Origin of the sequence: Sphingobacterium nematocida, from assembly GCF_900168125.1 — a bacterium.
GTDB lineage: Bacteria > Bacteroidota > Bacteroidia > Sphingobacteriales > Sphingobacteriaceae > Sphingobacterium > Sphingobacterium nematocida.
Map to the genome: position 1 here is coordinate 113,523 of NZ_FUZF01000006.1, position 25,731 is coordinate 139,253.

The window sequence follows — 25,731 nt, forward strand, 5'->3', positions numbered from 1 at the left end:
TATTATTTGGCAGTAGTCAATTTGTCGCCTGTTCCATAAGAAATAGGTACATTACTTCCTTTGGGAGATACCCTCACATATCCAGCCATCTCTTGGTGTAGTGCGCTACAGAAATCCGTACAATAGATTGGGAATATACCGACACGATCTGGAACCCATTTCAATGTTTGTGTTTCACCGGGCATCACCAAAAGTTCCCCATTACGGGCTCCTTTTACGGCAAAGCCGTGAGGCATATCCCAATCTTGTTCAATATTAGTGACATGGAATAGCACTTCATCACCGAGTTTTACGCCCTCAATTTTGTCGGGCGTAAAGTGAGAGCGAATTGTTGTGAGGTAGACATGAACGACATTTCCTTTACGTTCGACACGTGCCTCTGCTTCTCCATTGGCAAAATGGGGGTGTTTATTATCTTCTAGTTTATAGATTTTTACCGATCTGTCTTTAACTTTTTCAGCTCTTACTGCTTGTGCATAATGTGGCTCTCCAATGGTTGGAAAATCCAGTATCAATTGCATCTTGTCACCAGAAATATCATATAGCTGTGCGCTATGAGCCAATTCAGGTCCAGTAGGCAAGAAGCGGTCTTTTGTGATCTTATTGAAGGCTACGACATATTTAGCATCAGGTGATTTCGTATCGCCACCTGGTATCATCAAGTGTCCAACAGAATAGAAGGTCGGTACGCGATCTAAAACTTTAAGATCTTTGATGTTCCATTTTACCAATTCAGATGATACAAAGAATGAAGTGATTGCATTTCCCTTGCCGTCAAACTCGGTGTGTAATGGGCCTAAGCCGGGTTTCTCTACCTCTCCGTGTAAAGCTGCTTCGTATTTGATAACAGGGATACCTTCAAATGTACCCTCAAATGCTTTGTCTTTAATGGCTTTTTGAAGCTTAGTAAACGAAAATACAGGGATCAAAGCAGCTAGTTTACCACTTCCCACAATGTATTCGCCCGTTGGATCGATATCGACGCCGTGTGGAGACTTAGGGCAGGGTATATAGTAACATAGGCCTTCTAGCTCTGCGGAATTTAAGACAGTAACCTCATTTTTAATAGTTGATTTGGAGGTATGAGAATGCTCATCGTATACATTATGCGCATATTTGACGTTAGTCAATTTTTTGCCTTTTCCAGCTTTCAAATATTCCTCAGCCTTTTTCCAGTTTACTGCCAAGATAAAATCCTTATCATTTTTGGAGGCATTGACTTCTAGTAGTGTGTTTGCTTGCTCCGTATTATAGGTCGAGAAGAAAAACCATCCGTGAGATGATTCTTTACCAGCACGGCTTAAGTCGTAGTTGACGCCCGGAGTCTCAATTTGGAAAGCAATATCCATGTTGCCGCTTTCTTTATTGACACTTACAAAGCTAAGTGTGCCCTTGAAGTTTTCTTTATATTTTTCAATAGAGACATCGCTTTGAGGTCCATCCGGAGGAACGCTAAAACGGGTTCCTGTGACCACGTACTCCGTGTTTTGCGTGATGAATGGCGAAGAGTGGTTACCGCCACTATTGGGTAGTTCTAGTACTTCAGCTGTTTTGAATGTAGTCAGATCTACTCGGGCTATACGTGGCGTATTGTTGGCATTGACAAATACCCATTTACCGTCATACTCCCCATCTGTTTTAGATAATTGAACGTGATGCAGATCATCCCAAGGAACACTGCCATGAGAAGTCTCTAGCATGGGTTTGGTATCTTCGCTGAAGCCCCATCCTTTTTCGGGATCTAGCGAGAATACAGGGATTACACGTAGTAGCCTTCCCGAAGGTAGTCCATAGACAGACAATTGTCCACTAAATCCACCGGATACAAAACTGTAAAATTCATCGTATTGACCAGGGGCGACATAGGCCTTTTCAGCAGCATTGCCACTCACGGCACTTTGAGTTCCTTTCGGTTTACAACCTTGAAAGGTCGCTGTTGCGGCTAGGATAGCTGCGGCACATAGGATATGATTTTTAATCTTCATAATATATTGTTGATTAAATCTGTTAAGGTTTTTCTGTATTGTGGTTCTTTATTTGACACCATCATTTTTACGCATGAATTCTAGAATCTCACGAGCCTCTTGGTCTGTTAGATTTTGATTCGGCATCCGCACGAGACAAAGTTCTAATTGTGCTTGCAATTTCGGATCTTTATCAATCATGGGGTCTGGATTTGTAATGAAGTTCATAATCCATTCGGGTGTATGTCTTGTTGATACACCGGACCAGCCTGGACCTACAAGTTTTTCTTCGGAATACTTGTGGCAACTCGCACATTTTACATTTGCTATGGTTTCTCCTTTGGCAGCCATGTTTTGATCCAGTGTAGCTCCCACTTCGACTTTGTCATGTTTACCCTCACCACGTTTAGGGTCGTATTCCGATGCTGCAGATGTGTTTTCAGCTTCTGTTTCAGTTGAGCCAGATTGGCTTTGATTGCTGTTGTTGCTTTGCGAACATGCGTAAATAAGTACGCAGATCCCCAATAGGTAAATAAGCTTTTTCATGTTCATTTTTTTAATTGATTTATTTCTTTACTCCGTTGTTCTTAATCGTGATTACAAAGTTAGCCCAGCATTATTTGTTGTTTTATGCGTGTAATCATAAAGGGAAAAAGATTGAACTATTTATTTTTTTTACAAATCTATAATGTATTGTATTTCAGTTTATTATTATGTTTTGTTGACTCTTGTTACTTAATTTTGTGATGAGAATCAACTTTGATATGCGGAGCGCACTTTACCTTTGTAGGGTAAGTCGTTGAGTTATTTAACAGCCAATAATTAAGACTATGATTCCAGTAGATATCCTTTTAGAAAATGGAGCAGTATACCGACAACTTTCATCGGGAGAAACTGTTTTTCAGGTAGGCACACATGCCTCTTTTTACTATCAGTTGATTTCTGGCCGGATTCGATGGTGCAATGTGCTGGACGACGGGAGAGAGGTGCTCCATCAAGTTGTAGAGCCAGGAGAAACATTTGGCGAGTTGCCGTTGTTTGATAACCAGCTCTATGCCGCAACAGCAATAGCAGATGTGCCCACCACGGTTATTAGAATATGTGTTTCGGGTTTTCAGAATATCCTCCGTAAAGATCCTGATCTGCATTTTGCTTTTACGTCTTCTATTGTTCAAAAGCTCCGATTTAAATTTTTCTTAACCGAGTTACTGGCCAGTAATGACCCTGTTAGTATTGTTTCGCAGCTCATCACCTATTTCAATACGAATCATCAGTTTATTTGTGAAGAATGTAGGCGATTAATGTTGACTCGCCAACAAATAGCCAATATGATTGGATTTCGTGTAGAAACGGTTATTCGCGCGATACGACAAATGGAGAAGGAGGAAAGATTAGGAATTGTAAAAGGTAAAGTTTTTGTTCCTGCGGATGGTTTTTAGAATTAATTTTAGCACGCTATTATATGCATCATACTTTTCATATCCCGGTCTTAGGATTGGCATTTTCTGTTGACAGTCCGATTAAAGTCGCTCAATACGGAATATCTTCTGTCGTATCTATTGTCGATGATGAACTCATTGAAAATATGCGTAAATATCACGCAGTCAATTTTTCTGAACCTTATGAGCCCATCGTTAAAAACGAGGAAGATGCAAGAGCTCGTCGTATTACGTCGTATCTAAATCTCCTAAATGCTATTGTAAGTAAGCAAATAGCTGATCTTAGGGGGAGTGACCTCCGGACAAATCCAGATGTACAGAAATACTTTCGATTATTACCAACAGGTTCGGAAGGCAAGTCTATTTATGCGTGTCTTTTGGCGGAAAAAGATGAAAATAGAAGAAGTGAGCTAGAAGAAAGGGTCAAGAGTTATATTATCGCTGGCGCAATAGACGTCAATATAATGGCCAAAGTCGATAAGTTGAATGCAGATATGAAGACTAAATTGGCAGATCCTTTGTTTTCCGATGCTTCTGCTGCGCTACGCGGATTTGCTAATAGCAATTTGAGTTCTTCTGTAGTGCTATCAGCAGGTTTGAATCCAAGACTTTATCATTATTTGAGTGAACTGCCTGCATTTTTGCCTGATAAGAATGGTCGTATCAATAAGCATGTCGTATTGAAGGTGAGTGATTATCGCTCGGCGCTGATTCAGGCAAAATATCTAGCTAAGAAGGGGATTTGGGTATCTGAATTTCGTGTTGAATCCGGGTTAAATTGTGGTGGGCATGCCTTTGCTACAGACGGATATCTATTAGGGCCTATCTTAGAGGAGTTCAAGGAAAGGCGTAACGATTTGCAGCAGGAGTTGATGGGTCTTTATGTATCTGCTCTTCAAGAGCGTGGTTTGGCTAACCCTCCATTGAAGGCAATAAAGCTGACCGTTCAGGGTGGTATAGGTACCGCTGCAGAACAGCAGTTTCTCTTAGATCATTATCAGGTTGATGGGACAGGATGGGGTTCCCCTTTCTTGTTGGTGCCTGAAGCGACCACATTAGATCCCGTTACATTAGATCTGCTTGCAGAGGCGACGGCAGACGATTTTTATATCAGCGGAGCTTCTCCTTTGGGAGTTCCTTTTAATAATTTTAGAAAGAGCTCTGCAGAAAAAAATAGGCTGGATCGTATTGCACAGGGGCGTCCAGGAGCACCTTGTACAAAAAAATATCTAGTCTCGAATACGGAGTTTACTGAGGAACCGATCTGTACGGCATCCCGTAAGTACCAATCAAGAAAGATTCAAGAGTTGACAGATGGTCAATTGTCTAAAGATGAATTTGAAAAGGCCTATAACGCTGTTCTAGAAAAGACTTGTCTCTGCGAGGGTCTTGCGACCTCGGCCTATCTGAAGTATGGAATGCATGTTTTAAAAATAAACACGGCAGTATCGATATGTCCAGGGCCGAACCTATCTTATTTTGACCGTGTTTATTCACTCGAGGAGATGGTGTCTCATATCTATGGTAGATGTGATTTATTGAAGAATATTGAGCGACCGTCTATGTTTATAAACGAGCTTAAGCTTTACATCGAATATATCGAGAAGCAATTTCAAGAATATGTAGATAATATGGATATCAAAAAGAAAAAGTATATCGACAAGTTTCTTGTTCAAATTCGCTCGGGGGTGGATTATTACCAGGAGCTAAGTACTAAATTTCAGGCCTTCCCAGCGATAAACAGCGAAAGCTTTCTTACCAGTCTTCTTTCTTTGAAGGAACGCCTACAATTGCTGGTTGTTAAAGTTTAAAGTTTTTTATGGTTTTTGGATGTCCTTTTGGGTCGGCCGCTTATACTTGCGAGTCATTTGCTGTATCGTTTGGTCCATTAGATGAATAGGTTGGGCCATTTGCTTCATCAAGTGCAGCATTTGCTGTATCGTTTGGTCCATTAGATGAATAGGTTGGGCCATTTGCTTCATCAAGCGTAGCATTTGTTGTATCGTTTGGTTCATTAGATGAATAAGTTGGGCCATTTGCTTCATCATGCGTAGCATTTGCTGTATCGTTTGGTTCATTAGATGAATAAGTTGGGCCATTTGCTTCATCAAGCGTAGCATTTGCTGTATCGTTTGGTTCATTAGATGAATAAGTTGGGCCATTTGCTTCATCAAGTGTAGCGTTTGCTGTATCGTTTGGTTCATTAGATGAATAAGTTGGGCCATTTGTTTCATCAAGTGTAGCATTTGTTGTATCGTTTGGTTCATTTGATTCATCGGTTGGGCCACAAGTATAAGCAGCTAGCGCAAAAGGACATCCGAAAATGAGATGTATCTAGTTACGTTCCTCTACAGGAGAGTTCAAGGATAGATACCATAACTATACTATAGATAGTATTAAGAACCTATTAAGAAGGTAACTGCGTGCGAGTTCGGATTAGGGTGCTACCAGTATAGGTCTATGATAAACCTGCTCTCAACATGGAGTGAACCTGGACTCAACCTGGACTTAAGATACTTTGAGCAAGAATCCTGCGTGTATTATCCGTCGATTGTTATCGAATATAGGGAGTGTTTTTGAGATGGCAAAGAGTATCGAGAAACGAAGAAGCGTTCATAGTGTGTTAACTCCTTTTCTCTAACAGAGCATTGTACTTTTCTAATACTTCGTAATATTTATCTCGCCACTTGTCCCTATCAATTCTCATTTCTTGCAGGTTGTTGATTTCTTTATTAATCTCCGGAATATAGCTGCTCATTTCGGGAAATTCTTTCGTGAAATCATATGGTATTGCCTTTCCGTAACTCCAAAGAATAGAGTAATCTAAATCTGGCTTTTTAATATGAGTGTAGTATGATGATCTGTCATACCCCATTCGTTTAGCCAACTTTGTTCTGTTGACATTAAGTTGGGTAATTACCATATTTAGAACTTCTCCTCTATGTTTCATTGTATCACGATAACCTGTTCTTGAAGATAGCTAATACAGTTTCCAAAAAGAATAGTTTAAAATCCACAAAATTGTTTGTTTTATTCTACATTATTGTAGATATTTGTTGTGTTTAGTGTTTTTTGAATTCTTAAAATGTAGAAAGTTGTAGATTTTCTTGTTTAAGAATCAATAAGAGTTTTACGAGTTTCTTGTTCCTCCCAGGCAAAATGAGTGATGCAAGAAATGGCAGTGAAGCCCGTTTTTGGATTTGTATTATTTTAAATATAAATTTGAGCGGGCGCTCACTCGCTACATCCAAACATGCCTGGGAGGAGTAGTGAGCAGAGGCCCGCTTTTTATTTTCCTCCGCTCGCTATTTTTAAAGAAATAAATTTAAAAAGCGAGTTATGATAACCCTAAAAAAACAACTTCAAAAAAATCTAATCTGTGCCCCCGAGTAGCTTGGTCGGTAAAATTTGGTCTATGTGACCATTCGTTTCGGTGCAGCCCAATTATAAACATTATGAAATCCAAGATATACACCACAAAAAGGGGGACTGCCGAATTTTTAGAATCAATTTTATTTATTACACCGTGTGGCCTGATCAAGGATTAGGTATGGTTGGTTATTGGTAGAAGTAGCTCTCTAGCCCGCCTTCATTAGGTCACACTTAATGGATCCAAAAACCTTGCTTGCAAGTTCTTTTGGGCCATTAGAAAACAATTAATTCCAAAAAAATGACAAATTTTAATTGGGGTGGGAGAGGTATGGCCGTTGGCCAAAGTGACGAAGTAACGCAGTTACACCGTGACAGAGTTCTTTCTAATCGCCCGATAGAATATACACCTATTGTGTACCAACTTAGTTCTGCCCAGGTTCTACCTTGGTTCTACTTTGGTTCTACCTCGCTTCGTTCAGCCTGTGTCCGTGCTGTGACGCGGCTCCGATCATTCATCGGAGCGCCATCGGAGGTTGATCGCTACGTCATCGAAGCGGCATCGGACAAACGTAAAACTAGGTCAGGTCTTGGTAGGGCTTTGGTCGGTATAAATGCAGTTACTGCAAATACTATTTTCAGACTAACTTCTGATCCTATTCGCCCTTTTTTCGCTCTTTCTTCTTCTTGTTATCGGGTTGGGATCGAGTGGGCATCGAATGGGGATCGGGTACACCCGATGAATATCCAATGCCAACCGGTTAATGAGGGCATTAACTACAGCAAAAGGGCCGAAGATAATGTAGGGAAGTATGCTCTTCTAAATGATGCAGATGCTACGATAAGCACGGAAGAACTACCCGAAAGGTACTGTAAAGGTACGGGAAAGGTACTAAATAGTGGGGGTAAAGGTACTGGAGAGGTACTAGAGAGCTACCAAAGAGGTACTAAGGAGATACTAACTGGTAGTAGGTCTGTGGTAGGTTATGATAGGGATGGAGATTGCTTCGGCGTAGTTCCTACTTCTCTCAATGATGAGGATGTGGTAAATGACGTCCGTATGAATCGATTGTTTTTAAGAGGCTTTCGCTCTCTCTGTGAGGAGTTCAGGTGCAAAGTGGAGTCTATGGCTGTAAGTGAAAATAAAGGTCGGCAAATCGGCTTAAATCGCGCCTTGCTAAAAACGGTTTCACTGATGATATTCTGTGTGTTGTTTAGTTCGCTTGTATGTTTGCAGGCGGTCGCTCAGACGCAGTCCGAGCTTGTACTTCAGGGTGAAGTACGCTCGGCTGCCGATGGGCGGACTATCGAAGGGGCATCTGTCAAGGTGGATAATAAGTATGCCAGGACGGATAAGCAGGGGAAGTTTACGATCGCCGTAGATAAGTCTACAGGAGTATTACTAATAAAACATATCGGATACAAAGAGCAACGCGTTGCCTATGAGAATACGTCTACAATTATAAATATAAGGTTACAGCCGAATGCCAATACAATAGAAGAGGTAGATGTCGTATCTACAGGATATCAGAAAATAGATAAGAATAATACCCCGGGATCCATAGTCAAGATCGATAGTGGTCTTTTGAATTTGAGTATATCTGGCTCACTCACAGAAAGGCTACAGAACATAAGCCCAAGTTTTTTGGTGAGCAATACTGTCGAGGGCAACAAACGGATCCAGATCCGAGGGATGTACGCGTTGCGCGAAAATGTGGCCAAGCCACTAATCATATTGGACAATTTTCCTTATGAAGGAGAGCTGGATGACATCAACCCTGACGAAATAGAAAGTGTCAATATATTAAGGGATGCTTCAGCTGCGGCAATATGGGGAGCTCGGGCAGGCAATGGGGTTATTGTACTCAATTCTAGAAGAGCAAATAAAAACGGCTTTAAACTTCAATTACAGACAAACACTTCTATACAGGCACGACCAGATTTAATGTCCAATAGTCAGATACTTCCCTCCCGGGATTTTTTAGCATTCGAACAGTACAAGTTCTCACTGAATTATGGGCTTTCGGATACTGCAGATTACCGTAAGCCGGCATTATCGCCTTTGTACGAACTTTTACTTGGCAAGCAGAAGGGGATGATTTCGGAGGCGCAGATGGAGGCGCAGCTCCATAAATGGTCTCTTACAGACCTACGAGATGAATATGAAAAGCATGTATACCAAAACCAGATTGTCAATCGATACAACATAAGCCTGCAACACGGCTCCACAGCGCATATGACTATGCTCAATTTAGGACTTGAAAACGACACTAGGGATATCGTCGGTAACTCTGGACAGCGGATATCAGTGCTGTTGAATAATACACTGAAGCCTCTTCCATTTTTAGAAATAGACCTTGGTGTCCGTTTTTTTAGACAGAAAAGCATTCTTAATGGATTATTGGGATATGGGCAGTTACAGGTAAATGGAAAACTTTTACCGCCGTATCTATCCTTCTATAATGAACAGGGGGAAGCCAATGAATGGGATATATACTATAGAAAGGAATTTACGGATCTGGCAGGACAAGCTAAACTGCTGGACTGGAAATATCGACCATTGGAGGATGTAGGCTTGTTGGATCGGTGGAGCGCACAAAACAACCTGTTAGCAGATCTCGGCCTTCGCTTTAGACTGACTCCAGCTAGCCTTCTGCAGCTCAGCTATCGCGGCGAGAGTACGTCGGATCAATATCACTACTATTACCCAAAGGAATCTTATTACACGCGTAATCTGATTAATACTTTTACTAAAATAGAACAGGGAACACCTGTGTATCAGTTGCCCAATGAAGGTATGCTGGATCAAAACAATGGTTCTGGTTTTAGACATTTCTTAAGAGGTCAGTATAATTTTGACCGGCGTCACGGTAAACACGCTTTCAATGCCATTCTTGGAGGTGAAATCTCCTTAGGACAAGATAGAAGTAACAAAAACAGGGTGTACGGCTATAATACCAAGCTCAATCACGCTAGTGTGCCGTACAATGTACTAATACCGAGCTACGCCAATGTCGCTGGTTATTTATATATTCCCTATATAGATGACCTAAGCCAGATCGATAACCGAAACTTATCCTTTTATGGCAATGCTCATTATGGTTGGGATGGTAAGTATATTGTCAGTGCCAGTGCCCGAAGGGATGCATCTAATCTATTTGGCGTAAATACTAACCAGAAATGGAAGCCGCTATGGTCTGTAGGGGGACTTTGGAAAATACAGGAAGAGTCTTTTTTCAGATTACCCCTCTCTGTTTTGGAACTCCGGGCTACATATGGTAAAAGCGGTAATATAAACCGGTCGGTATCTGCTCTGCCTACAATCATGTATTACCCGGCATCGTCGCAGCTCACCCAACTGCCGTATACCGGTATATTGGGTGGATATAATCCCGATCTGAAATGGGAAGAGGTCAATACATTGAATTTTGGAATTAATATAGCTTCGAAAGGGAGGAGATGGAAGGGGAGTGTTGAGTATTATTTCAAGAATGCGCGTGACGTAATAGCAGACGAACCTGTCGATAATACCATTGGATATACTTCAAGTCCTAAAAATTCGGCACATATAGATGGCCGTGGTCTTGATATTTCTCTGGATGTCGATGTAGTACGGGGCAACAGCTGGAGATGGCAGATAATAGCAAACCATAGTATAGCAAAATATAAGGTCTCGAAATACCTGGGAGCAGAGGTGGATAAATATATCGGATATGTAGGAGACGGCAGTTCCATTTCCATTCTGGAAGGTTATAATCCGTATACTCTGGTGAGCTACCGTTGGGGAGGTCTGCGTGCTACGGACGGTAGCCCTTTGGGATTTGTAGATGGAGAGATTTCAGATGATTACGAAAAGTTGATCAATAGGCCTTTTCATGAACAGTCCCTCAGTGGCTCTGCCATCCCATTAAGTTTTGGTAATGTCCTCAACAGGATTTCATACAAAAGGATTGATCTTTCCTTCAACATCAGTTATAAGTTAGGACATTACTTTAGAAAGAATTCAATATCCTACGAAAAGGCTTTCCTTAACAATAATATACATAGTGATTATCTCCTCAGGTGGCAAAATGAGGGTGACGAAGCAAAGACGGTGGTACCTTCTATGCTTTATCCGCTGGACAATCGTAGGGACCAGTTCTATCTAAATTCCGATATCAATGTCCTGAACGGGGCGAATGTACGGCTTAATGACATCCGACTGTCTTATACAGTACATATTGATCCACTAAAAAAACGCAGGGTACCCATTGCGCTGTTTGCAAATCTCAATCAGGTCAATTGGATATTATGGCGGGCAAATTCGGAAGATATTGATCCCGATTATAAGGATGGCTATTTGCCTCCCAAGCAATGGAGTTTTGGAATGAAAATGAATTTTTAAACCTTATAATTATGAAAAGTAGAAAAATAAAAATATACAGATTGATTCTATTGGTATCTAGTTTGGTTACGTTTTCGGCATGTAGCGAATTCCTGGACATAAAACCCGATGCAACTTTGGCGGTCCCCGAAAGACTGGAAGATCTTGAAGGATTAGTAGATGGCTTTACAGTCATGAACACCACGCTGCCGAGTACATCAGCGATATATAGTGATGATTATTATGTGCTTTCTGCAGATTGGACTGCTCAGAATAATGTACAGGAACGCAACTTTTACCTCTGGCAAAGTGAGGGGGAATTCAAGACTATAATAAGTAGGGAATTTAGAGCGATTCTCTATACGAATATGGTTCTTGATAGATTGAAGTCGATCAGTGCCAGTACGACAATGGAAAGGGATACATGGAATAGATTGAGAGGATCTGCTTTGTTCCATCGTGGGTTAAGGTATTACGTATTGGCTTTACATCATGCGCCGCATCCCAACCATCACCTGGCAGATCAAACGAAAGTTCCTCTCCGTCTTACAAGCGATAATAGTAGTAAATCGAAGCTTGTGCCGACGTCTTCCATCTATGAACAGATATTGACGGACTTGCGGGAGGCTGTTCCATATCTTCCTGATTTACCTCTACTGCCCTCCCGTCCTTCGAGAGCGGCGGCCTATGGCTTGCTCGCCAAAGTTTTGCTGGATTTGGGAAGATATGAAAGTGCGCTGCAATATGCTGATTCTTGCTTAATGATAAAAAGGGATCTGGTGGATTTGAATACGATAAATGTTAATGCGGCTGCACCTTTTCAGCGATTCAATAAAGAAGTAATCTTTCATGCGCGCTCAGGGACAGCCTCCATTATGTCTCGAAATGTTGCTCGAGTAAACGAGGAGTTGTTTGATTCTTATTCGCTCAATGATCTACGACGCAAGGCTTTTTTTGTCCAGAACCTAAATGGTAAAGTTGAATTCAAGGGGGATTACGATGGAAGAGGAACTGCATCGGGATTCGATTTCTGGGGTATTATTGTACCCGACATTCTCTTAGTCAAAAGCGAATGTCTTTCCCGGCTTGCACGGCCGGACGAGGCAAAGGCAGTGCTTTGGGAGTTATTGAAGAATAGATTGACTGCTGGTGAGGATAATCCCTATAAAGATGAGTTGGATATGCTAACCGCCGTGTTGAACGAACGCCGCAAAGAGCTTATTCGTAAAGGAGCACGATGGATAGATATACGCCGGCTGATGTTTGATGAAGTGCACAAAGTATCCCTCAAGAGAGAGATAAACGGTAAAGAATATCAACCCAATGAAGATAGACTTTACATCAATATTCCAAATTCTGTTCTTGCGTATGGAGAGTAAATTATTAAAACGTAAAAATGATGAAAAACTATATAATACTATTGTTGATGCTAATAGCGTCAAAGACTTCTTTCAGTCAGGTTATTTCTGTTGGGGAGCTGTTGCCTAAGCAAACATTGGATTCGCTACAATTGTTAGACGGTAGCTATATTCCAAGCTCCGAGTTTGAAAACAAATATGTAATCTTTGAGTTTTGGTCTACATGGTGCAGTACCTGTGTTAAGAATATGCCCAAGATTCAAGATATAAAAGGTGAGTTTGCTGACTCGCTCACCTTGTTCTTAGTTAATAACCAAAAAGAAGAATTGGTAAGGGGATTTTGGAATAGCAATGCTGTCACGCAGTCGCTTAAAATGAGTACCATTGTAGGGAATTCTAAACTAAAAGAACATTTTCCTTACAAAGGAGTGCCATATGTGGTGTGGGTTGGGCCCGATTTAACGGTGAAGCATTTGACCAATGGAAGATATCTTACCAAGGAAAATGTGCAATTGTTTTTAAAAGGACAACCATTACAATTAAGTAAGTAGAAGATAAAAAGCCCCCGAACGAAATTAGTTAGTTCGAGGGCTTATTTTTTGATGTACTGTTTTTTAATCTTTCTGAACAATTTGATCCTCATCGTAGCCAGGCGCTAGTGGATCGAAGTAGTTGTTTAACTCTGTTTGTATGGGCTGCCCGGTTATTATTGGCTTTGGAACCGCCGGGTTACTCATGTCAACCTGAGCCCTGATAGCACAAAGATTATTACTACCTGCACATAACTCTGATGGGTTAGTGACTAAAGTGTAATTGTTCGGATTTGAAGCATCCGTCAGATTGGTCGGATGGCTTGACGCCGAATAGACAAACCATTGTGTAGTTTGAACCTTCGCTTCTTTTATCTCTTTTTTAACAGTCTTTGGGTTTTTATTATCTGTGGATGCATTTGCACCAAAAGATATCCCTAAACCCAGTATCGAAAATAATATGGCGCGTAGCCAATAGTTTTTTAAAGCACGCATACGCATTGTTTTAAATGTGTTTTAATCTTGTTATTTAGTGTGCATCACGGGTTTGCCTCTCAGTGATGCGGTCGAGGGGTTTCCGATCCTCAGATCAGGTTTTGGGGTCTTGGTCAGTCAGCTTCCTAGAAGCCGAACAGCCGAGCAACCCGTGAATACGGCAAACCTACGCGGGTACCACCATCTGTTGATAACTCTCTGCTGGGCTAAGAGGCTCTGGCGGAGTAAGCGCGCTATAATACGCACGTCTGATTTTCGATAGAATAAACTTAAGAGTACTTTGGTACCCAAGATTACGCACAGCCTGATCCTAGTAGCGGATAGAGACAGTAGTCGCATATTGGCGAGCCATGCTGTCATGATGTGTAATGCTGTGTCTACTCTTTTCATCCCTAATGATATTCCATACTGTTATTTACTCCGCCAAAGCTCCTTTTTCTCAGCGGCGCAGCCTTGGCGCGCCCTGCCCACTGTTTTTGTTTGCACTGTATCGCTGTACCCGCGTCCCTGTGTCCCGAGCTATCCCATCCAGCCCTGTGGCGCACCGAAGGATATAAATAGCGGGTCTCACTGCCTTTTGCTATTCTGCTCGCGACTATATACCATCGGGAAAGATGGTTCGGATCCCGGTACGCCCACCATATCTTTTTAATCTATCGTTGTCTGATATAGAGCAAAGGAAATAGGTATGTCATGTATTTCCGTATTTATTGACGGATTGTGGTGAAATAAAATGGTTTCCTGCGAAATTTTTTGAAATTCTGATTTTGTTTTTGTAATATTAGGTTACCAATACCTTGATTTATAAACTTGAACGTTATGATTTTACATTTTATGGGGGATGGAGACGAGGAGTCATCTAAATTAAACAATAAGGAAAAGCGTGTGCTGCGCTGGGTTTGGGCCGCTTTATTGGCCTTCTTTATGTCGTTGTTAGGATATCAGATAGGACGATGGTCAAACTTTTTAGAGCTCGTGGTATTCAATAGAGCTTACTACGTTGATTTATTTTTTTCATACCTACTTTTGGGCGTTGTTATGGAGTATATATATGGTATCACCCGATATTTGGATCTCAAACAGCCCTGGAGTGAGGGGTATTATAAACGGATGTTTATACAGATGTTGCTCGCTATTATAGGTGGACTATTGTTTATGGAAGTATGCGATGGCATTTATAAAAATTTTGCGCACCGACATTTGATACGTATGGATTACGGAATATTTCAGATACCCTTCTCGCTGATATTACCTCTCGCGTATAGTTTTTTCTGTTGTATAGAGTCGCTAGGGGATGCCTATTTTAAACTTTTAGAAAGAGAAGAGGAATTGTATCGAGAAACGGATGAACCTTCTGTGGTAGAAGATAATCCAATTATTGCTATCAAAGAAGGTGAGGAAGTCCGTTTGTCGGATATCCCCGTCAGTATCATATGGCATAATGATGGTATAAATTATATCTATTATGCTCCTGAGGAATATTATGAGGATAACCGTACACTTGCAAGCCTATATAGTTATTTGGATAAGGAAATGTATCGTAGAGTAGGGCGCAATGCTGTGGTGCATCGTGAACTTATCGCTGGATATAGACCGCGGTCCGACAAAGGGGTAATTCTGGAGTTGGCTATAGGGTACAATCAAAAGGTAATAGTCTCAAAAATGACGTGCAAGACTTTTTGTTTTGGTTTCAAAATCGAAATTAACTGTACTTGATAGAATATTGGAGGGTTCCGGATTCAATGCTTTATTGTGTTGGTTTTGAGTTGTTTTGGGTAATATTGAATGATTGTTTGCTTTGGTTTTATAGTGTTTTTTTTGAGCTTCTATCTGTGATAGAGGTGGATAGGTGATGGTTGTTCGACAGGGGGATTGAATTTCTGAATTATATATTTTTCGCATCATTTAAAAATAGTGACGCAAAAAAACGCATAGTGCTATTTTTTTTTCGTAGACTTGTCTTAACTAAATTACTGGTGGACAAAAACCATTATTAGAACTAAACACAATTTTTAAAACAAACTATCAAACACATGAAAAGAAGATTTTTACTTACTTTTTTCGGGGTGTGTCTCTATGCATCCTGTTTGATGGCACAGCAAAAAGCAATTTCTGGTAAAGTGACTTCATCCGATGGGAACGGAGTGAGTAATGTTACCGTTATTGTTAAGGGGACTACGCGTTCGGTACAAACGAATGCCGATGGGTCTTTTTCGATCCAAGCTGCGCCAGGCGAAACATTGATCTTTAGAGCTATAGGCTCGGGGGAGACTTCACAGGTTGTGGGGTCGGGCAATGTTTACAACATCAAGTTAATGGGCTCGGAAGAGGCGATTGACGAGGTGGTAGTGACGGCGATGGGTATTAAGAAAGAGAAGAAAGCTTTGGGGTATGCTGTGCAGGATTTGGGGAGTGAAGAGTTGATGAAGAACAAAACCGCGAATATCGTTAATTCTTTGGCAGGTAAGATTGCTGGTGTAAACGTTACCCAAACTAGCGGGGGGGCTGGAGCTGGAGCAAGCATTATCTTGAGAGGAGGAACTTCGTTAGAGCGTGATAATCAGCCTCTTTTTGTTGTGGATGGTGTTATCTATGATAATTCAACAGGTGTTAACGGAAACAGTCTGTTTGATGGAGCATCTTCAACAAATTCAACGTATAGTAACCGGGTAATGGATATCAACCCAGAAGATATTGAGAATGTATCAGTATTAAAGGGACCCGCTGCTGCCGCACTTTACGGTTCTCGAGCAGCAGCAGGTGTTATACTTATTACTACAAAAAACGGTAAAGAAGGAACGGCTAGCGTTACGGTTAATTCACGTTTATTGTCCAATTGGGCTAATCGTTTTCCAGAATATCAAGATCAATATAAAAGAGGATTTTATCAGCAAGATGGAAAGCTGATGGAAGGAGATGCAACTGCCACAATGGGATCTTGGGGAGCTAAATTTGGCCCCAATGACCAGCGGTATAATAATATGTCTGACTTTTTTAAAAGCTCTGTGAGTTGGGATAACTCCGTAAGTCTTTCCGGAGGCTCAAAAACAGGTAATTTTTATTTGTCGGCTTCAGATTTCAGACAAAAGGGGATGCTTCCTGGTACAGAGTATAATAAGACCACTGTGAGATTTAACGGTCAGCAAAATTATGGTATTTTGAAAGTTGGTGCAAACGTAGCCTATTCAAGTGCTGATCAGCTGAGTTCCTTGACATCCGGTGGGCTGTATGGATATAGCGGAGAGGGTGCTGTCCAAGGAGCTTTTATATGGCCTCGAGACATGGATATGAAGCATTGGTTAAATGACGACGGTACCAAATATCGTCCATTTAACTGGCAGCAAGTTACAGAAGATTTCGATAATCCTTATTGGGTTATGAATAAAATGCCGAGAACAGATGATACGAAGCGTTTGACAGGTAGTTTTAAGGCGGGAATAGATATTACAGATTGGTGGGATTTGAATTATACTGTCGGAATTGACAGATACATGCAGAAGACGAGCAGGTTTACAGAACCCGGTTCTGGAGTGTCTCAGATTTATCAAAAAGGACTTTTATCAGAGAATGATAATGATTTTCAATACATAAGCTCCAATATCATGACAAACTTTAAGAAAAAGTTTGGCGATTTTGATATGAACTTATTATTGGGATCTACTGCAGAGATGACAAGCATTGAATATAATGGTCGAAAAGGATGGAATTTTATTATTCCAGGATTTTACGCCGTAACAAATACAGCGTTAACCGATCGAGCCCTTGCTCAGCAGAAGACTAAAAAAAGAATGGTGGGTTTCTATGGCGAGTATCGTGCGTCATATAAAAATTATGCTTATATTACCGTTACTGGACGTAATGATTGGACATCTACATTACCAATTGATAATCGTTCGTATTTTTATCCTTCTGTTTCTGGAAGTTTTATATTTTCAGAATTTATTCCTCAAAACGATATCCTGTCATTTGGTAAAGTTCGTGCTTCTTGGGCGCGTGTTGGTAAAGATGCTAGTCCTTACGTAACAAATACTTACGTGGTAACTCCTGCAGAGTATACGTTGTATAACAATGGAACTGGGGTTGGTGTTCGTAATGATTGGTTGAGAGGAAATCGCGAATTGCTTCCTGAAATTACAGAGTCTCAAGAGTATGGAGTGGATCTTAATCTTTTTGGAAATAAATTAGGATTAGAGTTTACGTATTACAAAAATAGAAGTATCAACCAGTTGATGCAACCGCGTACTTCGCAAGCCACTGGGTATATTTTAATGTGGACAAATGCAGGTGAGATTGTTAACAACGGCTTGGAATTGTCAGCTAAAGTGTCTCCGATAAAAAAGGAAGATTTCAGATGGGATTTAACACTTAATGCATCGAGGAATAAAGGAAAGGTAGAGAATTTGCTTCCTGGAATGGATGTTCTTTATGTAACAGATGTGCAGGTCGGCAATGCGAAAGCGGCGTCATTTAATGGCGGAAATTTTATGGCAATATCAGGTTCTAAATGGTTGAGGTCTCCAGAAGGTCACTTAGTGCTAAATGCGCAATCGGGCATGCCACAATCTGACGGATTGGTTACACATGAAATAGGAAACAGGGAATCTAAATTGTTTGGCGGTCTTAATAATAATTTTCAATATAAAAGTTGGAACCTTTCATTCTTATTAGATTATCGTATTGGAGGCGATGTTTACAATGGTACAGATTATTATATGACTACTATGGGGATGAGTAAGCGATCTATGGATCGAGAAAAGCTGACCTTAACAGGCGTTGTGAAAACAGGAGAAAATCCTGATAAAACTCCAATTTATTCGGAAGTGCAGACATTTGAATATGAGGCCGGTAAAATGTATAAAATCGGTAATCAAGATAGAAGTGGAGAGGATATTATTAGTAGCTATTATAAAGATGGTGGTGCTTACAACTTGGAATCAACAAACTATATGACTAATACAAATTGGTTACGTTTGCGTACGATTTCTTTATCTTATTCACTTCCTAAAAATATGTTGAGTCGAATGAAAGCCATTAAAGGAGCGACTGCAACACTGACTGGAACAAACCTGTGGTTATGGACGAATTACAAAGGAATGGATCCTGAAACTTCTGCCGCGGGTGCAGGAGCAGTCGGATCTAGCTCCGTGGGAATCGACTATAATGGGGTGCCAGCGATGGCAGGAGTTAATTTTGGTTTAAGTTTGACTTTTTAATAACTAGAGAATATGAAAAAAATATCATATATATTGAGTGCATTGCTGATATTGGGCTTTACCTCTTGTGATAAGTGGTTAGATGTCAATGAAAACCCAAGTCAGGCAAATGATGAAGTCCCAACTCCGGACTTAAGGCTTAGGTCTATTCAAATGCAGTTTGTCGATGCTTATGAGTCTTCTGGGACACGAGCTTCTTGGATGACACAAAACATTACTAAAGTCGGTGGCTCGACAAATAATGATTTGATTGCGCGTTGGGATTTTCCGCTGGCGTCTACAACTTGGCCCTACCAAGCTTGGTTTGTCTATACTGCGGGTAATCTTGATCCAATGATTCGTAAAGCCACAGAGGAGGAAGCTTGGCATTATGTCGGTGCTGCGCAACTTATTCATGCTTGGGGATTTATGTTAATGTTGGATTTATATGGAGAGATGCCATATACAAATGCTTTAGGTACTGACGTAACACCAGCTTATGATGATGGTAAAACAATTTTTTATGGCTGTCTAGATATGCTAGAAAAAGCTATAGAAAACTTATCTAAACAGCAAAATGTTGCTGCAACACCATTAACAAGCGGAGATATTTGGAATGGAGGTGATCCTCAAAAGTGGATTAAATTAGCTTACGGATTAAAAGCACGTTGGTTGAATAATTTAACTAAGAAATCTTTTTACGATCCTGATGCAGTATTGGCTGCTTTAGAGAAAGCTCCTCAGTCTATTGCCGATAATACCACTATGGATGCCATTAATACTGCGGAAACTAGTATATCTGGAATTGTAAGATCAATGCAATTTGGTAATTTGGGCTCTACCAACAATAAAGTGTCAAAATGGTATACTGATTTACTAACGAATACTTTTACTGGTGGGTCGGGAGTTGAGGATCCTCGTGCGAAAAGAATAGTGCCAAGTGCAGAATTCTATAATGCTACAACCGGATTGAAGGAATGGAGGCTTTCTAAAGGGGTGGATTTAATCAATTCGAATATTAGAACATCATCTGGACCTGTAGCATATGAAATAATGGCAACTAGGAAAGCTACTACTACACATCCGTCTGGTTACGTTAGAGCGGGAAGTGTAGCGGAAGCTGGAACAGCCGCCTTTACAAATAGGTGGTTTACAACCAATGCAACAGCAGCAAGGCAAGGAGACTCTGTATATGTATCTGTATATTCTGACCGACTAGATTGGATAGCAGCTTTGATAGATGGCAGGAAAGATTCTGATTTAAAGAATGATTATTATTTAGCTTCTCGTTATAACGGTATGACTAGAGCCAATCCTAATTTTGGTGATAAGGCGATTAATGTAAATTCAACGGGTAGTTTCTATATTCGCGCGGATGCACCTGCTCACTTGTTAGCTTATCATGAGATGTGTTTTATTAAGGCAGAAGCTTTGTTTCGAAAAGGAGATCCAGGAAATGCCTTGACCGCCTATAAAGAAGGGATTAGGGCTCATATGGAAGCTATGAATCTCAAGTTGAAATCTTATGACCAAACGAAGTATGGAAAGCAAGTTATATCTGGAGGTGAGATTGATGCGTTTCTTGCTAGTAAAGCTGTTGCGCAAAGTGCAGGCGAATTGACTATGGCTAAGATTATGCAACAGAAGCAGATAGCCATGTCATTGACAATGCAGAATTGGAATGATATGCGTAGATTTAATTATTCTGCTAATGATCCAAAATATGGTGTGGTATACCCTGATTTTGGAAGACCGTTTGAGGTTGCTTCTGCTACCGCATTAGAATGTTACCCCGGAGCTACTCCAGCGGATGTTCGATATTGGCCACGTCGTATTCAACAATGTAGTCATGAGAGAAATTATAACTCTGAAAATTGGTTAGCATCTAATCCCGAAGCTAATAAGAGAAGCATTATCTCAGTTCCTGTTTGGTGGGATATTGTAGAATAAATTTAACTATACAGTTTTTTTTAAGCCCCTCACAACTTACGGTGAGGGGCTTTTATGTTTTCACGAAATCGGTTGTTTTAACAACTGTATCTTCATTGTTACACACATGTGTATAAAATACACTAACTATCGATCCTGAAAATGACCTGCTATGTCTTTAACATAATTTAACGTGCTGATTTGCCCATTTTTTAGGTTTGATCTATCCTATTTGTGTTTTCGGTTTTATGCGTGTTTTGTTTTTATAATTGCGGATTCTTGTGTGTTTATTTCGTTTGAATGCTTTATTATGCAGTTTATTGTGTTAATTTTAACCCCAACGATCTGAATCGATGATAAATAACGCATAAAGCAGAAATAAATAACGATATACATATGAAATATCCACGTAGCAATGGCTACACAAACATGAATAATATAGTTTGGATATTCCATATGGCCATTAAAAGACAAATTATATACATATGAAGTTTTTACCTGTAGCAGTAACTGCCCTCATGGTCTCCGTACTATTATCTTGCAGTTCTCAAAGTCATGCAAAGAAAAATGCCGACCCCACTTTAACAAAAAACTCCAGTGCAATTAATCCGGTACTAACTGGTGCCGACCAATTGACCGCTTATCTACCTTTATTGAAAGGTAAAAAGGTCGGATTAATGGGGAATCAAACCTCCGTCGTAGGTCCAAAAAATGAGCATTTAGTGGATGTATTATTGCGTGAGAAGATTGATTTGCGATTTGGGTTTGCTCCCGAGCATGGATTCCGTGGCGATATAGAGCGCGGTGAAAAAGTAAGTAATGATAAGGATTCAAAAACTGGCCTGCCATTATATACCTTATATGGTAAAAATGATAAGCAAGATTCTATCATACAATCTATCGATGTGATGATCTTCGACTTGCAGGATGTGGGTGCGCGTTTCTATACTTATATCGCTTCTATGCATCGTGTGATGGAATTGTGTGCGAAGCATAATAAAGAACTTATTGTACTGGATCGTCCTAATCCTTGTGGAGATCAGATCGATGGGCCTGTGCGTAAAGATGATAAATTCAAATCGAATGTGTCTTTACATAAAATTGCGATGATCCATGGGCTTACGGTAGGCGAGCTGGCGCATATGATCAATGGCGAAAAGTGGTTGGAGCAGGGACGTCAGTGTAAAGTGACTGTTATCCCTGTGCAAAATTGGGATCATAATAAAATGTACGAACTGCCGGTCGTTCCTTCGCCAAGTTTACCCAATCATCTTTCCGTTCGTTTGTACGGAGCATTATGTCTTTTTGAAGGTACCGATATTTCGGTAGGACGAGGTACAGATTGGCCATTTCAGATAGTGGGATATGATAACCCAGTATATGGTGATTTTCAGTTTACTCCAGGCGAAAAGGCTGGGATGGTAAAGCATGTAGAAGGTAAAGGACAGACTATGTATGGTTTAGATTTACGTAGTTTAGATGCCAATAAGCAGGTTTTTACGCTTAAGTATGTGTTGGATTTTTATAATAAAATGCCCGATAAATCGAAGTTCTTTGCAAGACCTGAGTTTTTTGATAAACTAGCAGGTACGGATGAGTTAAGAAAACAAATCATCGCAGGGAAGACAGAGACTGAAATTAAGGCTTCTTGGAAGGCTGAATTAGATGAATACAGACAAATGCGGAAGAAGTATTTGTTGTATACCGATTTTGAATAAGGTTATAAAGTTGGGTCTACTTTTTATAAGTAGACCTTTTTAGGTTATGATTACGAACAAGTTTATTTTAATATGTTACATATGAGAAATACTTTATTATTCTCTCTTGCGCTAGGGATGGCGGTGACAACTGCAGATGCAAAAATTGCTAAAGTTGCCAATTCAACCAACCTTAATGCAGCTACAGCCTATTCCTCCAATAGGTTGATTCAGAATACAGTAACGGGTACTGTGTCGGATACAAATGGCCCTGTAGCGGGTGTTACCGTATCTGTAGTAGGGGTGCCTGGAGCAACAACCACAGATGCTCAAGGTAATTTTAAAATTTCGGCAGCACTAGGTGCGACATTGCGTTTTTCCAGCATAGGCTATATTTCACAAGATGTGAAAGTAGCCGGAAATACGGTTAATGTCAGCTTAGAGTCTGAAGATAATGCGTTGGAAGAGGTTGTCGTTGTGGGATATGGTACTCAAAAAAGAACGAATGTGACAGGTGCCGTGTCTACAGTGGATACAAAGAAGACTTTTGAAACTCGTCCTGTGACTGATGTGGGCCGTGCGCTGCAAGGGGCTGTGTCGGGACTAACAATTTCTACAGCTAGTGGTGATTTAGGGGGAGATCCTAAAATCCGATTACGTGGAGTGAGTGGATCCTTAAAGACGGATGGAGGCGCTTCACCGTTGATATTGGTAGATGGGGTAGAAGTACCTAGTCTGTCGATGATCAATCCTACCGATATCGAGTCGATGTCTGTTGTAAAGGATGCATCTGCTGCTATTTACGGTTCTAGAGCGGCATGGGGTGTGGTTTTGATCAAAACAAAATCGGGTAAGCGGAATACGAAGACCTCTATAAATTATTCTAATAATTTTGCGCTTCAAACGTTGAGCGCAACTCCTGAAATTGCTGGTGCAGCAGCAGGAGCGAGGGCGGGTTTGTTAGCTATGCAGCGGACAAATCCTTCTTTAACAGGCTACAATAATCTAGGTACGCGCTACGACGAGTACGCTATTCAGAAGATGGAAGAGTGGGAACGGTTGTATGGTGGACAGGATTTGGGGCTGGAGATGGTCAAAGGGCGTGACTATGAAGTAAAAGATGGCTTTCTCTATTTTCATCGTTCATGGGATGCGGAAGATATGTTCATGAAGAAATATACGCCACAGCAAAACCATAACCTGAATATTTCCGGTGGATCCGACAAGATTAATTTTAATGCCGGATTTGGGTTGATTAGCCAAACAGGTGTTTTAAAAGATAATACGGACAAATTTAACCGTTATAACTTTAACCTTGGTATCAACGCGGATATTACCGATTGGTTGACAGGTTATGCAAAGGTATTATATACAGCTTCAGATGTGAATAAACCATATTCTTATAATGGAGATGTGTTTGAGCCTATTTTTTACCTTTACCGTTGGCAACGTAACTTCCCTTATGGTACCATAGATGGTTTACCGATGCGTAATGCAATCACTGATGTACAACAAGCGAACATGAATACGAAAAACTCGAACATGGCACGCTTTACATTTGGAGGTCAAGCTAAAATTTTACCGGGGCTTACATTGGATGCAGATTATACGTATTCGCAGTTTATCAATAAAGATAATATAAATGGTGGTTCGGTAACAGGTTGGGACTTTTGGAATAAAACGAACTTTGATTACGTGACTTATACTGGGGCAGCCCACAACCGTGCTAGAAAAGAGCGTACGATGACGGATAGGCATGTCGGGAATATTTATGCGACTTATGACAAAAGTATCCAAGATCACAATTTTAAAGTAATGGCGGGAGCCAATGCTGAATTGTTTCAGAAAGATAATATTTGGGGACAGAGACTCGGGCTTTTGGATCCAAATTATCCAGAGCTGGGTCTGGCTAACGGCGATATGACAACAAGTTCTGGCGCCTCGCACTGGTCTACTTTAGGGTTTTTTGGTCGTGTTAATTATGATTACAAGAACAAATATATCCTTGAGGTGCTGGCGAGATATGATGGTTCTTCTCGTTTTAATAGAGACAATGTATGGGGATTCTTCCCAGCTATGTCTGCTGGTTATGTGATTACACAAGAGGACTATATGGATTGGTCAAAACCTTATTTAGATTTCTTGAAAGTGCGTGCTTCATGGGGTTCTGTGGGTAATCAGACTGTACCTAGTGGCTTGTATCTTTCTACTTTAAGTCAGGCAAACTCTGACTGGGTAGTTGGTGGTATTAATCAGAATACAATGGGTACGCCTTCTATCGTCTCACAAAACTTGACTTGGGAAACTGTTACCACAAAGGAAGTCGGTGTGGATGCAGCATTTTTCCAGAATAAATTCAACGTTACGTTTAATCGTTACAGAAGAACAGTCTCTGACCTGATCACAGGTGGTGAGATTCTATCGGCCAACTTTGGAGCACCTTCACCTTTACGTAATTATGGTGAAATGCAGACTAATGGTTGGGAGTTGGAATTGGCTTATAATCATAGTTTTAATAATGGTCTGAATATGCGTTTGTCCGGACAGTTGTCTGATTACAAAGAGACTATCAGTAAGTTTGATGGAATTGCTCAGGTTAATGCTAATGGCACGTCGTCGGATTACAGTGGTAAGACTATTGGAGAAATTTGGGGGTACGAGACAGACCGTCTTTTCCAGATAGATGATTTTATTCAAAATGGTGACGGTTCATATACCTTGAAAAATGGTCTTCCATCGCAGTCTTATTATGAAACTACTACTTTTAAATTCGGCCCTGGTGATGTAAAATACAAAGACCTGAATGGTGATGGTGTAATCGGTGTCGGTGAAGGTACTGTAGGAGATCCTGGAGATCGACGAATCATTGGTAACTCTAATCCAAGATATCAATATGGTTTCCGTGCGGATTTTGAATACAAAGGATTTGACTTTGGCTTTTTCTTGCAAGGTGTTGCACGTAGAGATGCTTGGGTAGGTGGGGATTTGACGGTACCTGGATGGAGACCTGCTGAGGCTTGGTACTCGCATCAAATGGATTATTGGACGCCAGAAAATACGGATGCTTTTTATTACAGACCGACAAATCAAAATCAAAGCAATACAACCATGAATCATATGCCACAGACAAGATATCTGTTGGATATGTCTTATTTGAGGTTGAAAAACTTGACATTCGGTTATTCCTTGCCTAATTCGGTGTTAGAGAGAGCAAAGATCTCTAAATTTAGAGTGTTCTTCTCTGGTGAGAATCTGTTGGAATTTGATAACTTAAATGTTCCTATCGACCCTGAGACAGATTATACAGAGCAGGCGAAAAGTGATCTTAATACTTTTGGTAGATCGTATCCTTACCGCAGAACATTTTCACTAGGACTTCAATTAACATTTTAGAC

General features: G+C 40.6%; 16 protein-coding genes. 10 read left to right on the plus strand and 6 right to left on the minus strand.

Going from position 1 to position 25,731, the window contains the following annotated elements; translation table 11 throughout:
• Positions 1 to 2 precede the first annotated feature (2 nt).
• Complete coding sequence (gene nosZ, locus B5X76_RS09030; protein WP_079642784.1) at positions 3 to 1,985, minus strand: Sec-dependent nitrous-oxide reductase; 1,983 nt, start codon at positions 1,983 to 1,985, stop codon at positions 3 to 5.
• Between the two features lie 48 nt (positions 1,986 to 2,033).
• On the minus strand, positions 2,034 to 2,510 hold the full coding sequence (locus tag B5X76_RS09035; RefSeq protein ID WP_033563168.1) for a c-type cytochrome: 477 nt from the start codon (positions 2,508 to 2,510) through the stop codon (positions 2,034 to 2,036).
• 284 nt (positions 2,511 to 2,794) lie between these two features.
• Here B5X76_RS09035 and B5X76_RS09040 point away from each other — a divergent pair, with 284 nt between their 5' ends.
• Together B5X76_RS09040 and B5X76_RS09045 are read left to right on the plus strand one after the other, a co-directional pair.
• Positions 2,795 to 3,403 (plus strand): Crp/Fnr family transcriptional regulator, encoded by a 609-nt coding sequence (locus B5X76_RS09040; protein WP_079642785.1) that lies wholly within the window; start codon positions 2,795 to 2,797, stop codon positions 3,401 to 3,403.
• 23 nt (positions 3,404 to 3,426) lie between these two features.
• Positions 3,427 to 5,214: a hypothetical protein gene (locus B5X76_RS09045; RefSeq protein ID WP_079642786.1), complete on the plus strand. Its 1,788-nt coding sequence runs from the start codon at positions 3,427 to 3,429 to the stop codon at positions 5,212 to 5,214.
• A 6-nt stretch (positions 5,215 to 5,220) separates the two neighbouring features.
• On the opposite strand, the gene B5X76_RS09050 is transcribed toward B5X76_RS09045, so the two are convergent.
• Entirely contained in the window at positions 5,221 to 5,679 is a 459-nt protein-coding gene (locus B5X76_RS09050) for a methyl-accepting chemotaxis protein (protein WP_079642787.1), read from the minus strand.
• Between the two features lie 347 nt (positions 5,680 to 6,026).
• Positions 6,027 to 6,353 (minus strand): hypothetical protein, encoded by a 327-nt coding sequence (locus tag B5X76_RS09055; RefSeq protein ID WP_079642788.1) that lies wholly within the window; start codon positions 6,351 to 6,353, stop codon positions 6,027 to 6,029.
• Positions 6,354 to 7,073: 720 nt separating this feature from the next.
• Here B5X76_RS09055 and B5X76_RS09060 point away from each other — a divergent pair.
• From B5X76_RS09060 to B5X76_RS09070, 3 genes are read left to right on the plus strand one after another with little or no spacing between them, the layout of a single operon-like run.
• Entirely contained in the window at positions 7,074 to 11,156 is a 4,083-nt protein-coding gene (locus B5X76_RS09060; RefSeq protein WP_079642789.1) for a SusC/RagA family TonB-linked outer membrane protein, read from the plus strand.
• Between the two features lie 11 nt (positions 11,157 to 11,167).
• Positions 11,168 to 12,514 (plus strand): RagB/SusD family nutrient uptake outer membrane protein, encoded by a 1,347-nt coding sequence (locus B5X76_RS09065; protein WP_176141027.1) that lies wholly within the window; start codon positions 11,168 to 11,170, stop codon positions 12,512 to 12,514.
• Positions 12,515 to 12,531: 17 nt separating this feature from the next.
• On the plus strand, positions 12,532 to 13,044 hold the full coding sequence (locus B5X76_RS09070) for a TlpA family protein disulfide reductase (RefSeq protein WP_079642790.1): 513 nt from the start codon (positions 12,532 to 12,534) through the stop codon (positions 13,042 to 13,044).
• 63 nt (positions 13,045 to 13,107) lie between these two features.
• Here B5X76_RS09070 and B5X76_RS09075 read toward each other — a convergent pair whose 3' ends face one another.
• Positions 13,108 to 13,518, minus strand: coding sequence for a hypothetical protein (locus tag B5X76_RS09075; protein WP_139375254.1), 411 nt, complete (start codon positions 13,516 to 13,518; stop codon positions 13,108 to 13,110).
• A gap of 117 nt (positions 13,519 to 13,635) precedes the next feature.
• Positions 13,636 to 13,908 carry a hypothetical protein gene (locus B5X76_RS21675; RefSeq protein WP_139375255.1) on the minus strand — a complete coding sequence of 91 codons (273 nt, stop codon included), beginning with the start codon at positions 13,906 to 13,908 and terminating at the stop codon, positions 13,636 to 13,638.
• 429 nt (positions 13,909 to 14,337) lie between these two features.
• On the opposite strand from B5X76_RS21675, the gene B5X76_RS09080 reads away from it, so the two are divergent.
• The 5 genes from B5X76_RS09080 to B5X76_RS09100 all read left to right on the plus strand — a co-directional run bounded on the left by B5X76_RS09080 (position 14,338) and on the right by B5X76_RS09100 (position 25,729).
• Positions 14,338 to 15,234, plus strand: coding sequence for a hypothetical protein (locus B5X76_RS09080; RefSeq protein WP_139375256.1), 897 nt, complete (start codon positions 14,338 to 14,340; stop codon positions 15,232 to 15,234).
• A gap of 317 nt (positions 15,235 to 15,551) precedes the next feature.
• The gene (locus tag B5X76_RS09085) at positions 15,552 to 18,731 is read left to right on the plus strand and encodes a SusC/RagA family TonB-linked outer membrane protein (RefSeq protein WP_079642793.1); all 3,180 of its coding nucleotides are present in this window, start codon (positions 15,552 to 15,554) and stop codon (positions 18,729 to 18,731) included.
• Between the two features lie 12 nt (positions 18,732 to 18,743).
• Complete coding sequence (locus tag B5X76_RS09090) at positions 18,744 to 20,660, plus strand: SusD/RagB family nutrient-binding outer membrane lipoprotein (protein WP_079642794.1); 1,917 nt, start codon at positions 18,744 to 18,746, stop codon at positions 20,658 to 20,660.
• 464 nt (positions 20,661 to 21,124) lie between these two features.
• The gene (locus B5X76_RS09095) at positions 21,125 to 22,357 is read left to right on the plus strand and encodes an exo-beta-N-acetylmuramidase NamZ family protein (protein WP_079642795.1); all 1,233 of its coding nucleotides are present in this window, start codon (positions 21,125 to 21,127) and stop codon (positions 22,355 to 22,357) included.
• Between the two features lie 81 nt (positions 22,358 to 22,438).
• The gene (locus tag B5X76_RS09100; RefSeq protein ID WP_217699639.1) at positions 22,439 to 25,729 is read left to right on the plus strand and encodes a SusC/RagA family TonB-linked outer membrane protein; all 3,291 of its coding nucleotides are present in this window, start codon (positions 22,439 to 22,441) and stop codon (positions 25,727 to 25,729) included.
• The last annotated feature ends 2 nt before the right edge of the window (positions 25,730 to 25,731 follow it).